The organism is Ruegeria sp. HKCCA4008 (assembly GCF_013033125.1).
Lineage (GTDB): Bacteria > Pseudomonadota > Alphaproteobacteria > Rhodobacterales > Rhodobacteraceae > Ruegeria.
Window position 1 is genome coordinate 1 of record NZ_WQDM01000001.1, and the last position, 13318, is coordinate 13318.

The following is a 13318-nucleotide window of genomic DNA, read 5'->3' on the forward strand; positions in this document are numbered from 1 at the left end:
CGTGGTCCTCCGTTTCCTAAACATAACGGTGGACCAGTTCAGTGGGGGAGGCTCAGTGCGAAAGAGACGGCGTGGACGCGATCCACGTATCGTCGGGCAGCATGTTCGGGCATCCCTGCAATCCCGCAGGTTACTTCCCAAGCGAGTTCGTACCGCGGACTTACAAGTCACTAATCGACAGCGGGGCCTACACGTTTCTCTGGTACCTTGCGTTCAGAGTGCGGCCCCTGCTGTGGGTGGCGAGGCTCTTATGGGAGCGGTCGCTCCGGCGCGAACTTTATCCGACAATAGGAAGTTTCGTGGCGGGACGCAGGCCACCGGCAGACAACAAGGACGCGGCCTGGCGTAGGCTCGAGGGCGTCAATCTCGATGCTGCCGAGGCCGTTAAATCCCGCGTGACAATCCCGGTCATCTGCACCGGTTCCTTCCAAACCCTGGAAGGAATTCAGGCAGCCTTGGACGATGGTAAATGCGATGCAGTGTCCATTGCGCGCCCCCTGCTGGCCAATCCCAATCTGCCGAACGAGATACTCAAGGCCAGCCGCGAGAAGAAAACAGCGCACGCAGCGGAGCGTCCCTGCACGCTCTGCAATCGTTGCCTCCTGGCGGTGCTCGAATACCCAATGGGCTGCTACGACGACAGCCGCTTCGCGCACATCGCGGGCGATGCGAACCATCGTTGGGACGCCCTGATCCAGGAGGTCTTCGACCTATACTAGCAATGGCGGCTGTGCTGCCAGGATGGAGAAAACGATGAAGAGCCATTACCCTTGGCGCCGACTGCTGATTGCAAAAGGCCTCTACAACTGCGTCGGTACTGTCGGCCTGGTTGTGTTCTCGGACTGGGCGCTGAACCTCCTCGGGCTCGATGCCGGTGATCGCCTGTTCTTTTACCTGTTCGCACTGCACGCCTTCGTTTTCGGACTGGGATTCATGGCGGTGGCGTTCAATCCCGACCGAAACCACACCATCATCGCGACCGGTGCGTTCGCTCAGCTGGGTTTGGCGGGCTTGGTAATTTGGTATACCACCAGTGGCAGCGCAGACGTGCTGCTACTTGTCCCCGGCGCCGTCGACTTGGTGTTCGGTGTACTGTTCCTTGTGTTCCTCTGGAACTATCAATGGAGTAGTGATGAACCGCGCTCTGTTCGCACAAGTGAATCGTGAATTTAGACGCTGTCGTCGGCCAAGTAAGCGGGGCCATCTGCATCGGTTAGACGCTATATTTCTAATCGCCGTTGACGGCTCAGATGCTCAAGATCGGCCAGCAATGGTAGGTTGGATCGTCTTGCCGCCTTGATTCAGGGCAGACTGCGAAACAGCATCTGGCCATACCAAGACTGATTTACATAGAAGTCTGATCGGACGCACGAGAGGGATATTGGATGAAAAAACACCTTTGCTACTTGGGGGGGGTCTCACTTCTTTGTACTGAGGCTATCGCACAAGAACAGCCGATTATTCGCGCACTTGATCCCGGCACATTCGTGACAGATCAGTTTCCCCAGACCCATATTTAGCCAACTGCTTCGGAGCTTCTCGGATTGGCTCAAACTGGCGGCTTTGGCGTTAGCACTGAGGACACCGGTTTGGCACTTAGAAATCTAACCGGCAATGAACAGAGTCAGCTCGTCAGAACGCCTGGGGCTAGTCAAGCAAGCAATCAGATCGACTTTTATATATCTACGACCAACTTCAAGAGAGCGACCAGCTTGGAGCTGCACTCGCGGCACAGGCTGCAGGAACAAATGAATGGGTAACAATCACAACTCAATCGCTCGCCTCCGACATCGCGACATTTAGCGCTGCAGGCGAAACTGAGGAACTAGCGAAAGCACTTGGTCTAATGTCGCAAGCCCAGCTAGGGAAGCTTGGTCAAACGCCGTTGACGGATGTCCAGCTCGACCTGCCTATCCCCATTGGATAGCTGCACAGATGCCATGCGCCGCCAAACACGATCCCCAACAGGGGCGAGGTTTGCTTTGTCACGGGTCACGGCCAAGTAGGTGGACGGATCGTTTTGAACACCCGCCTCGGCCTTCATGTCGTTGCCCATCTTGTTGAGCACTCGACCGGATCTTGCTGCTGCCAAGAGCGCCGTTACACCGCGCCCGCTTTCAGTAGTTGCTTCCTCGCCGTTTGTCTTGCGAGTGTCGTGCACAAGTTCAATTGCACAATTGCAACGATCTGCCAGTCGCGCCCATTCCTTTGCCACAAGGTCGATTGCGCCGTTGTCGTTCTCGCCCACCTTATGCGATGACACGAACGGGTCGATAATTAGAACATCGATTTCGCACGCTTAGATCTCTTGGGCTAAGGCTTCCATTTTCGGCTTGACGATCTGGACGCCTTCACGAGTTTGAATGGCGGTGCTGAGTTCGCGTTCCCGGCCCGTGTCCACAAAGAGACGCCCTGAGATTTCCTCGGGGGCGACGTTGTGATGTTGCATGGCCGCGATGATGCGCCGGTCCATCTCGTCGCGGGGGTCTTCAAGGTTGTATGTCCAGACTCTTAGGGCTGATGCGGTCTAATCGCGCGGTAGGTCGCGGCCAGATGCCATTGCCAGCCCTTCGCAGATCGTCAAAGACGATTTCCCGACGCCGCCGGGTGCGACCGTCACCGATACCTGTTTGCGGATCAGGTGTTGCCCGTAGAGCCAAGGACGGGGCGGTATAGCGGAAGGGTCGCGCCAGACAAACTCTTTCGGCAAACGGTCCGACCGTTCTTTGGGAAACTCGGCTCGGTGCGCATCCAGTTGCACCGCCATCTCAGCAAAATCACGCATCACGCCGCTTGCCTCCTTTGTACATGCTCAAGAAATGCTGCCTGCCGCGCGGGTTTCATGCGCTTGAAGCTGGCAAGGCAATAAGCGTCCAGTTCTTCCAGGTCGGCATAATCCGCCCAGAACGCGGCCTCATCCAAACGGTGCAGGGGGGTGTCCCGCACCAGTGCCTAGCGCCGCCTCTGTCCGTCCGACATCGTAGACCAGATAGGTGGCTGGCAAACCGAAGGCGTAGGGCTTGGATATGGTAAGGGTTATCCGCTTGAAGTTCTGAGCAAATGGCTGGAAGCAACGGCATAGCTCCAGCAAGTACTACGCCCTTGGTCAGCTCCAGTTAAAGCTGAAGGGAAACAGTAGCTTACCTGTTGGGAATGGTGCCCGGGGGCGGTGTTCTATTCCCGTTACAGGCACCCTCTTCAGATAAACCCTTGGTTTAAATCGAGCTTTACACAGCAGGGTGGAGCCGTGGACCATGTCAGAGATCCTTTCACCCAAGTACAAATTCGTAAAAGATGGTGTGTTTTACTATAGTGCCGCGTTCCCAAAGAGTATTGCCGCTACTATTCGTCTTCTCGAATTGCATTTTCTTTGCGTACTCATTTGGCGAACATCGTGGCGGCGAAGGCAAGAAAGGCTGCTGATCAACTGGATGAGTATTGGTTTCATCTGAGGTCGCAGGACACGAAATTGCTCAGTAAGCACATATTGGCGCTTGGAGTGCAGGACGACGCCATCCTTCCACCGAATTGCCCGAACCGGTGAATCACGCTCAACCAGGTTTTGGGTATCGAGTGAGTGGAAACCGCTCCTTCCTTGAAAACCAACCAAAGCAGACTGCTGTCCAGCTCCAAAACCCGGGTCTATCCTAACTGTTTTTCCGGGAAACTCTTCGGTGTATTGCGGTTCAACTTCGAATGCTCCGCGACCAATTCAGCCAACTCTGGACGGCATGAACCGCAGTTTGTTCCAGCTTTAAGGGCATCTCCGATATCGTCCACATTGATCAAACGTTTGTTGCGAATGGCGTCGATGATGGTCTTTAGTCCGACCCCGAAACACGAACAGATAGTTGGTCCACAATCTTCAGAAGCAGCAGATGACCGGCCAGACAGTATCTGAATGAGCGAAACCTCAGGCAAACTTGCCAAATAGTCTCGCATCAGAGTGATGGGTTGGCGGGAGACGAAAAGCGCCGCCAAGAGGCGCTGTCCGTCTGACAGCGCGATCCTATGCGAGCCGCGTTTGGGGTCTTCGATTGAAGTCACCATGGCATCTGGTAGTCCAAACCACTCGCGGGCCTTGTGTTCCCAATCGTCGATGTCCTGCTTCCCTGCCAACTCCATCCTGTAGCCTTTGTCCGTTTTGCTGATTGCCCAGTATTCTGCCGTAGGCAAGGCCGCATCGACGGAAATGGCGAAGCCGTACCAGGAAGCATTCAGACGCCGCACAGAAACAGCCGTCGCCTTGCTTTCAGGCTGTCCAGATATCGGATCAGTCACACTTGGAACAAGCGCATCCACACGGGCTGAAGGTGCCGTTTCACCCGTCCAGTGAATTGGTGCGAACACTTGCCCGGGCGCGACAGCTTCCGATATTCGAAGGCGAAACACTCCGCTTCCAACTGAGCTGTCGAGTTGTACCAAATCTGCGGCGCTAAGGCCCAACCGATCAACGTCCGTTGGATTCATGTCAACATAAGGTTCGGAAAGGTGGGCTGATAAACGAGGCGACAAACCAGACCGTGTCATGGTATGCCACTGATCCCGGTTTCGCCCTGTGTTTAAAAGAAACGGGAATTGTGCACAGGTTTTCACTTTGGGCGGCTTGTGAGAAACCGGAACAATACGCGCTTTGCCATCAGGATGAAAAAACTGTCCATCGCCAAAGAACCGCTTGTCGGTCGCACCAAGTGTCGTTGGCCATTGTGTGGGGCTCAGCGCATCATAGTCTTCATCCCCAATGTCGGACAACTCGGTAATATCGAAGTCCTTGCCAAAAGACGCCGCAAGTGAGGTCATGCTCGCGTATTCTCTGAAAATCTGCGCCGGAGAGTCGTAGTTAAATGCCTCTTCCCAACCCATCCTACGGCCGACCTCGGCCAAGATATCCCAGTCCGAGCGGGCTTGCCCCGGAGGCCTCAAAACGGCATGTTGTCTGCTTATCGTGCGATCTGAATTGGTTACAGTCCCCGATTTTTCTGCCCATCCCGCCGCTGGCAGCAGCACGTCTGCGATACGCGCGGTATCTGTCCGCGCGGTAAGGTCGCTGACAACTGTAAATGGGCAGTTTTCGATAGCTGCGCTCACTCTGTCCGCGTCCGGCATGGTAGCCGCAGGGTTGGTGTGGATGATCCAGAGCGCCTTGATCTGACCGTCTTCGATGGATCGGAACAGATCGACAGCTTTCAATCCTTGCCTCCGAGGGATGTTGGGCGAATTCCAAAAGTGTTTCACCGCCTGACGATGGTCCTCGTTTTCTATGTCCAGATGGCAAGCGAGCGTATTGGCCAGACCACCCACCTCTCGACCGCCCATGGCGTTAGGCTGACCTGTGACCGAGAACGGCCCCATCCCTTCGCGACCAATTCGACCGGTGGCCAGATGGCAATTCAAGATCGCATTGACCTTGTCGGTACCGCTGGAAGACTGGTTTACACCCTGACTAAAGACCGTAACGACCCGCTCAGTACCGATCCACAAATCGCAAAACGCCTCAATCTCAGATGGGCTGAGCCCCGTCTCGTCAGGATCGTCAAGCTGCGCCAGTTCGAGGGCTTCAGAGAACCCATTGCTTCGTTCCAGGAATTCGGCGGATACATGGCCGGTGTGGTGAATTCTGCAAAGCAATCGGTTGAAAAGCGCTACATCGCTGCCTGGCTGAAGCGCCAGATGAAGGTCCGCCTGATCACAACTCGCTGTGCGGCGTGGGTCAATGACCACGATCTTCGTGCCACGCGCCTGACGCGCCGCCATGACCCGCTGATAGAGAACGGGATGACACCAGGCAAGGTTTGAACCAACCAGCACAACCAAGTCAGCGTGATCCAGATCTTCATAAGTTCCGGGCACTGTATCGGTTCCGAAGGCGCGTTTATGCCCGGCTACAGTTGACGCCATACACAACCGCGAATTGGTGTCGATATTGGCTGAGCCGATGAAGCCTTTCATCAACTTGTTGGCAACATAGTAGTCTTCGGTCAGCAATTGGCCCGAGACGTAAAAAGCTACGCTGTCCGGTCCGAACTCTCTGATCGTGGTCGAAAAGCGATCGGCAACCAATTTCAGTGCTTTATCCCAACTGGTGTCCTGGCCGAACGCGCGTGGGGTCAACAACCGGTGGTCTAGACCCACGGTTTCATCCAAAGCCAACCCTTTCGAGCATAGACGCCCGTAATTCGCCGGGTGGTCCGGGTCGCCTCGCACTGTCAGACCACCGGCACCATCGGGGCGCAAAAGAACACCGCAGCCGACGCCGCAATAGGCACAGGTTGACCGGACCTCTGGCAGGCCAGTTCCGTCCATCAGGCCGCACTCCGCCGGGTGACGGCGCTGTCGTCAAGCAGGATGCGCCCATCTTCCAAACGTACGGGGTAGGTGGTGATGCGACCATCATCTGCGCCCTGGGCCTCGCCCGTATTCAAGTCGAAAACCCAGTTGTGCAGCGGGCAGGTGACCGACTGGCCGTGGACGATGCCTTCAGACAAAGGGCCACCCTTATGGGGGCAGCTATTGGTTGCGGCGTACACTTCAGCCTCAGCAGTACGGAATACGGCGATGCAGCCGATATGGGTTTTCACCAACCGCGCCCCGCGTAAGGGAACCTCGTCGATATGTCCGATGTCGATCCAGCTCATTCCGCTGCCTCCAGTGTGAAATCTGCAATCGGCGCGTAGGTCTGCGCTTTTTCTTTGACGTGTTCGGCCCACGGGTCTTTACGGTAGATGCTTTGCGACAGCTCGAACCTGGCGACCAAGGCGGTGCGGTTTTCAAGGTCGTCCACGACCTGAGCTTTGACCCAGTCCATGCCGACCTTGCCCAGCCATTTATACATTCGATCCAGATATTTGCCGCCTTCGCGATAGGCTTGCGTGACGGCCATCACCACCTCAATCGCTTCGCCCTCGGTCTGGACCTGGCACAGCAATTCGGTCTCTTTCACGTCCATACCGGCGGCCCCTCCGATACTGATCTGATAGCCTGAGTCCACGCAGACAACGCCGATATCCTTGCAAGTTGCCTCAGCGCAGTTGCGAGGACAGCCCGACACGGCCAGCTTCAGCTTATGCGGAGTCCAAGATCCCCACAGGATTTTCTCAAGCTTGATGCCGAGGCCGGTGCTGTCCTGCGTGCCGAACCGGCAATGATCGGTTCCGACGCAGGTTTTGACTGTCCGCAGGCCCTTGGAATAGGCGTGACCCGAGACCAGACCGGCCCTGTTCAGATCCGACCAGATCGCAGGCAGGTCTTCACCCTTCACGCCCAGCAGATCGATGCGTTGGCCGCCGGTGACCTTTACGGTTGGCACGTCGTACTTGTCGGCGGCGTCGGCAATGGCACGCAGTTCTTCGGGGGTGGTGATCCCGCCCCACATGCGCGGCACTACGCTGAACGTACCGTCTTTCTGAATATTCGCGTGTTTGCGTTCGTTAACGAAGCGGCTTTGTGGATCATCCTGATATTCCAGTGGCCAATCCGCCAGAAGGTAATAGTTGATCGCCGGGCGGCAGACATGACAGCCGTTGGGCGTATTCCAGCCGAGTTCCTGCCAGACTGCGGCCTGGCTTTTCAGTTCCTGCCCTTTGATCAGACGGCGTACATCTTCATGCGTCAGGTCGGTGCAACCACAGATCGGTTGTGCCGCTGGCATCTGGAACGCATCGCCCAAAGTGACCTGCAGGACCTGTTCGACCAGACCCGAACATGTTCCGCAGGACGCACTGGCCTTGGTGCTTGCACGAACCGCGCCCAGATCGCCAGCCCCTGAATGGATCGCCTCGACAATGTCGCCTTTGCATATGCCGTTGCAGCCGCAAATCTCCGCCTCAGGCGGCAATGCTGCAACGGCTGAGAGAGGGTCCGCGGTGTCGCCCCCCTGGTAGGCCGGGCCGAAGATCAGCGTCTCACGCATGTCTTCGATGCTGGTGCCATCCTTGATCAGGCCGAAAAACCAGCCGCTGTCGGCCGTGTCACCGTACATGACAGCGCCGATCAGACGGTCCTGTTCGATCACAAGGCGCTTGTAGACGCCCCGCGATGGGTCGCGGAACACGATATCCTCACGCCCCGGTCCATCTGCGAAATCGCCAGCGCTGAACAGATCGCAGCCGGTGACTTTTAACTTCGTTGAAAGAGTTTTTTGCTCAAACGCGGCCTCTTTGTCCAACAAGGCATGCGCCGCCACTTTCGCCTGATCGTAAAGCGGCGCGACAAGACCAAAGACCTCTCCGTTATGCTCGACGCACTCACCCACAGCGTAAATATCCGGATCCGAGGTCAACATTTGGTCATCCACATGAATGCCACGCCCGGTGGCCAGACCGGCCTCCTGCGCCAGCGCTGTATTGGGACGGATGCCAACGGCCATGACCAGCAGATCACAGGGCAGCTCGGTCCCGTCGTCCAGCAAAAGTGCGCGGACCTTGCCATCTTGCCCAAGAATTTCCTTGGAGTTCGCCTGTAGGCAGATCTTGATTCCTTTGTCTTCCAGCGACTTCTTCAGCAGGTAGCCTGCGGCTTCATCCAACTGACGCTCCATCAGGTGGCCCATGATATGCACCACGGTGACGTCAACGCCGTGCGCGGCCATGCCCGCCGCAGCCTCGAGCCCCAGCAAGCCGCCACCGATCACGACGACCTTGTTGTCGGGGCCCATGTCCATCATCTGCTGGGTGTCTTCCAGGTCGCGATAGGCGATGACACCGTCCAGATCATGACCGGGCAGGGGGATGATGAACGGGTTCGACCCGGTGGCAATTACCAGCTTGTCGTAAGGCACATGACAGTTCTCGCCCTCGACAACTTTCATCTCGCGGTCGATCTTTGCAACTTTCTCACCGAACCGGCAAGCAATCCCCCGCTCGGCGTACCAGGCGTCATCATGTGTGACGATCTCTTTATAAGTCTTCTCACCCGACAGAACCGGGCTCAGCATGATGCGGTTGTAGTTCCCGCGGGGCTCGGCGTTGAACAGGGTGATGTCGAACGCATCCGGCGCGGCGTCGGTCAGGTGTTCTAGCACCCGGCCCGAGGCCATGCCTGCGCCGATGACAACAAGTCTTTGTTTCATGGTTTCACTCCGCTGCAATCGCCTTGGGGGCGGGCGTTTTTGGCTTGGCGCCGTGTTCGTATTCTTCGAGGAAATCGAGGACCTCCTGCCGGTAGGCGTAGTAGTCCGGATGCTCCAACAGCGCTTTGCGGGTGCGCGGGCGCGGCAGGTCGACCTTGGTGATCTTGCCTATGGTCGCTTGTGGGCCATTGGTCATCATCACCACGCGATCGGCCAGCAGGATCGCCTCATCCACGTCATGGGTCACACAGATTGCGGTGACCTTGGTGCGGGACCAGACCTCCATCAACACTTCCTGCAATTCCCAGCGGGTCAGACTGTCGAGCATCCCGAAGGGCTCATCCAACAGCAGCAGCTTGGGCGATAGGGCAAAGGCGCGTGCGATGCCGACGCGTTGTTTCATGCCGTTCGACAGGTCGCTCGCGGATTTGTCCATCGCATCGGCCAGACCGACGCGTTCCAGATAGTATTCAACGACATCCTGACGCTCGGCGATGCTGGCCTTGGGATAGACTTTGTCGACCCCGATCGCGACGTTTTCCTTGGCAGTTAGCCATGGGAACAGGTTGGGGGATTGGAACACCACGGCGCGTTCTGGATCAGCCCCCTCGACATGACGACCATCCAGCTTGATCGCGCCCTTGGATATATCGTTCAGCCCCGCAGCCATGGTCAGAACCGTAGATTTTCCGCAACCTGAATGGCCGATCAGCGAGATGAACTCGCCCTTGTCGATCTTCAGATCGAAATCCTCAACAACGGTCAGAGGGCCCTTGGGCGTCGGGTAGACTTTATGAAGCTGTGAGAAGTCGAGGAAACGGCTCTCGATCATCCCCTTTTGTGCCTCGGCCACAGCCGTTGGCACTCCATGGATCGGTGTAACATCGGGCAGGACGCGCGAGCCTTCTACCTTGGCTTCGATCCCCACATCCATCAGGTACTTGGTGACGTCGGCGCGCAGGCGCTTGAACGTCTCGTCGTTGTTCATAGCACCGCGTTCGCGAGGGCGCGGGATCGATACGCGGAATTCCTGGCCCAACGTACCATCGGGGTTCAGGGCGATGATCCGGTCGGCCAGAATGATCGCCTCGTCCACGTCATTGGTGATCAGAACGCAGGTCTTTTTGTCGGCCTCCCAGATATGTTCGATCTCATCCGCCAGATTGGCACGGGTGAGCGCGTCGAGCGCCGACAGAGGCTCATCCAGCAACAAAACCTCTGGGTTCATCGACAAGGCACGCGCCACGTTGACCCGCTGACGCATCCCACCCGACAGTTCCGCCGGGCGGCGCGTGGCAGCGTGGCTGAGACCCACCATCTGCACATAATGCGCGACCTTCGCGGCCTTCTCAGTCTTGCCGAGGCCCGGAAAGACCGTATCGACCGCCAGCCCCACATTGCCGCTGACCGTCAGCCAAGGCATCAGTGAATAATTCTGAAATACTACGCCACGTTCCGGGCCCGGCCCCTTGATCGGAGTGCCTTTGAACGTGACCTCTCCGCCAGTTGGAGTATCCAGACCGGCCATGAGGTTAATCAGGGTCGTTTTTCCGGTGCCGGAAAAGCCGAGGATCACCAGAAACTCGCCCTTCTGCACGTCCAGATCGATGCCTTTCAGCACATCCGTCCGCGCGGCGCCTTCACCGAAGGATTTCGTGGCGTTTTTGAAGCTCAGTATGCTCATCGCGCTCACCGGTTGTTCGTGAATGTGAAGAGGGATTGCAGTGCGTACATCACCCGGTCCAACAGGAAACCGATGATGCCGATGGTGAAGACCGCAACCATGATCTTGGCAAGCGAGCTGGACGAGCCGTTCTGGAACTCATCCCAGACAAACTTGCCCAAACCGGGGTTCTGCGCCAGCATTTCCGCCGCGATCAGAACCATCCAGCCGACGCCCAGCGACAGGCGCAAACCTGTGAAAATCAGCGGCAACGCCGAAGGCAGCACCAGCTTAGTGACTTTGGTATAGGTGTTCATTTTCAGAACCTTGGAGACGTTCACCAAGTCCTTGTCGATGGTCGCCACACCCAGCGCGGTGTTGATCAGGGTTGGCCAAAGCGAACACAGGGTCACGGTGATGGCCGAGATCAGGAAGGACTTGGCGAACCAACCGTCGTTGGTGACGTAGACGGCCGAGACGATCATGGTCACGATCGGCAGCCATGCCAGAGGTGAGACCGGTTTGAAGATCTGGATCAGCGGGTTCAGCGCCGCATTGGCGGTCGGCGACAGTCCGGCAGCGATCCCAAGGGGAACGGCCACAACGGTCGCGATCAGAAACCCGAAGAACACGGTTTTGATAGAGGTCCAGATTTGCTGGTAGTAAGACGGAGCGCCGGTGTAGGCGACTTGTTTGACCTCGTCCGCGCGGCCAGTATCGATCAGCTTCTGGTTCCGTTTCTCAACCATTGCCTCGAACTTGGCGCGCTTGGCGGCCTTGGCCTGTGCGTCCTCGTTGAGGTTGACCATTTCTGCCCAGACCTGAGCTGGGCCTGGTACGGCGCCCAGGGAAGTTTGCACTTTCGGGGCGAGCGTCCCCCAAAGCAGCAGGAAGGCGCAGATCGACAGCAGGGGGACGACCAGAAGACGCCAGATTTCGGTCATCTGAGCGCGGGGGTTGTCTCCGGCGGCAGCTTTCAGGACCGGGGTGGCCCAGCTTAGGCCAAGAATCTGGAACCATTTGTCGGCGGCGTTGATGCGGGTGAACAGGCGGGTGCGACGCGCCTCTTTGGCGGCGTCTGCGTTGAATTCGGGATCGACCGTTGTCATCTGATGTGTCCTTGCGATGGCGGGGCACTTTGGGGTGCGCGCCCGGCTGATACCGGGCGCGACGCATGGGATTAGCCTTGCACGTCCGAGCCGACGATCTTCTGATTGCCCTTCAGACCAATGGACAGGCTTTCGAGATAGGCGTTGGGGGTGCGGCCGTCATAGGTGATGCCGTCGATGATATCCTCGGCCGGGGTGGGCGCTTTGTAACCATCACTGTCCCAGGGGAAGTCGGCCTCATTCGCCAAGCCTTCATTGACCAGAAGGCGCGCGGCTTCCAGATAGATCTCGGGTTTGTAGACAGATTTGGCAACCTCGTCATACCAGCTGTCGGGCTTGGATTCAGGGATTTGACCCCAGCGGCGCATCTGTGTCAGATACCAGATCGCGTCCGAATAGAACGGGTATGTCGCGTTGTAGCGGAAGAACACGTTGAAATCAGGAACTTCGCGCTTGTCGCCTTTTTCGTATTCAAATGTGCCGGTCATCGAGTTGGCGATCACGTCATAATCTGCGCCCACATATTCCGCGCGGCTGAGGATCTCGACCGCCTCGGGGCGGTTGGCGTTGTCGTTCTCATCCAGCCACATTGCGGCGCGGATTAGGGCCTTGGTCACGGCCAGCGTGGTGTTGGGATACTCTTCTGCGAACTCGGCAGTGATGCCAAAGACCTTCTCAGGGTTGTTCTTCCACAACTCATAGTCCGTGATGACCGGCACGCCGATACCCTTGAACACAGCCTGTTGGTTCCAAGGCTCGCCCACGCAGTAGCCGTATATCGTGCCGGCCTCCAACGTGGCAGGCATCTGCGGCGGTGGCGTTACTGACAGGAACACATCTGCACCGATCTGGCCGGTTACGTTGTCAGGGCTGTAGTAGCCGGGGTGCAGTCCACCGGCAGCAAGCCAATAGCGCAGTTCGTAATTATGGGTCGAAACGGGGAAGACCATGCCCATGTTAAAGGGCTTGCCTTCGGATTTGTATTTCTCGACGACCGGAGCAAGCGCCTCAGCGCTGATAGGGTGTTGGGGACGACCATCCTCCATCACCGGGATATTCGGCTTCATCTCTTCCCAAATCTCGTTCGAGACGGTGATGCCGTTGCCGTTCAAGTCCATCGAAAATGGTGTTATGATATGCGCCTCGGTGCCGTAACCGATGGTCGCGGCCAAAGGCTGCCCGGCCAGCATGTGCGCGCCATCCAGCTGCCCGTCGATCACGCCATCCAGCAGCACTTTCCAGTTGGCTTGTGCTTCCAGCGTCACGAACAGGCCTTCGTCAAGAAAGTACCCATTCTCATAGGCGACAGCCAGCGGCGCCATGTCAGTCAGTTTGATAAAGCCAAACGTTAGCTCGTCTTTTTCCAGTTCCAGTTCGGCCAGTGCCGGTGACACAAGCGCCGTCGTCGCAGCAAGGCCTAAAAGAAGCTTTTTCATCTCGTTCCCTTTCGGTTCAGCCCAACCCGTTGGGCAAACAAAA

13 protein-coding genes are annotated in these 13318 nt (G+C 57.3%); 3 read left to right on the forward strand and 10 right to left on the reverse strand.

Going from position 1 to position 13318, the window contains the following annotated elements; translation table 11 throughout:
* The first annotated feature begins 71 nt into the window (after positions 1-71).
* Both GOW60_RS00005 and GOW60_RS00010 read left to right on the forward strand, forming a co-directional pair.
* Positions 72-719: a tRNA-dihydrouridine synthase gene (locus tag GOW60_RS00005; RefSeq protein WP_171227786.1), complete on the forward strand. Its 648-nt coding sequence runs from the start codon at positions 72-74 to the stop codon at positions 717-719.
* 34 nt (positions 720-753) lie between these two features.
* A complete protein-coding gene (locus GOW60_RS00010; RefSeq protein WP_217355438.1) occupies positions 754-1167 on the forward strand; it encodes a hypothetical protein in 414 nt (137 codons plus the stop codon).
* Between the two features lie 694 nt (positions 1168-1861).
* Here the strand turns inward: GOW60_RS00010 and GOW60_RS21040 are convergent.
* The 4 genes from GOW60_RS21040 to GOW60_RS00020 are packed head-to-tail and all read right to left on the reverse strand — an operon-like array spanning position 1862 to position 2946.
* On the reverse strand, positions 1862-2290 hold the full coding sequence (locus tag GOW60_RS21040) for an AAA family ATPase (RefSeq protein WP_371813323.1): 429 nt from the start codon (positions 2288-2290) through the stop codon (positions 1862-1864).
* A 9-nt stretch (positions 2291-2299) separates the two neighbouring features.
* Positions 2300-2473, reverse strand: coding sequence for a hypothetical protein (locus GOW60_RS21045; protein WP_254443798.1), 174 nt, complete (start codon positions 2471-2473; stop codon positions 2300-2302).
* A 54-nt stretch (positions 2474-2527) separates the two neighbouring features.
* Positions 2528-2785, reverse strand: a complete 258-nt coding sequence (locus GOW60_RS21050; protein WP_254443799.1) for an AAA family ATPase — start codon at positions 2783-2785, stop codon at positions 2528-2530.
* Positions 2785-2946 (reverse strand): hypothetical protein, encoded by a 162-nt coding sequence (locus GOW60_RS00020; protein WP_171227784.1) that lies wholly within the window; start codon positions 2944-2946, stop codon positions 2785-2787. The genes GOW60_RS21050 and GOW60_RS00020 overlap by 1 nt, the downstream gene beginning before the upstream one ends.
* Positions 2947-3370: 424 nt before the next feature.
* Here GOW60_RS00020 and GOW60_RS21375 point away from each other — a divergent pair, with 424 nt between their 5' ends.
* Positions 3371-3544, forward strand: coding sequence for a hypothetical protein (locus GOW60_RS21375; protein ID WP_371813308.1), 174 nt, complete (start codon positions 3371-3373; stop codon positions 3542-3544).
* Positions 3545-3642: 98 nt separating this feature from the next.
* Here the strand turns inward: GOW60_RS21375 and GOW60_RS00025 are convergent, their stop codons facing one another.
* From GOW60_RS00025 to GOW60_RS00050, 6 genes are all read right to left on the reverse strand, one after another.
* Positions 3643-6303, reverse strand: coding sequence for a nitrate reductase (locus GOW60_RS00025; protein WP_171227788.1), 2661 nt, complete (start codon positions 6301-6303; stop codon positions 3643-3645).
* Entirely contained in the window at positions 6303-6635 is a 333-nt protein-coding gene (gene nirD, locus GOW60_RS00030) for a nitrite reductase small subunit NirD (RefSeq protein WP_170713628.1), read from the reverse strand. The genes GOW60_RS00025 and nirD overlap by 1 nt, the downstream gene beginning before the upstream one ends.
* Positions 6632-9067 carry a nitrite reductase large subunit NirB gene (gene nirB, locus GOW60_RS00035; RefSeq protein WP_171227789.1) on the reverse strand — a complete coding sequence of 812 codons (2436 nt, stop codon included), beginning with the start codon at positions 9065-9067 and terminating at the stop codon, positions 6632-6634. The genes nirD and nirB overlap by 4 nt, the downstream gene beginning before the upstream one ends.
* Before the next feature lie 4 nt (positions 9068-9071).
* Positions 9072-10751, reverse strand: a complete 1680-nt coding sequence (locus GOW60_RS00040; RefSeq protein WP_171227790.1) for an ABC transporter ATP-binding protein — start codon at positions 10749-10751, stop codon at positions 9072-9074.
* Positions 10752-10756: 5 nt separating this feature from the next.
* A complete protein-coding gene (locus tag GOW60_RS00045; protein WP_152458841.1) occupies positions 10757-11839 on the reverse strand; it encodes an ABC transporter permease in 1083 nt (360 codons plus the stop codon).
* Between the two features lie 71 nt (positions 11840-11910).
* Positions 11911-13275 (reverse strand): CmpA/NrtA family ABC transporter substrate-binding protein, encoded by a 1365-nt coding sequence (locus GOW60_RS00050; protein ID WP_171227791.1) that lies wholly within the window; start codon positions 13273-13275, stop codon positions 11911-11913.
* Positions 13276-13318: the final 43 nt, after the last annotated feature.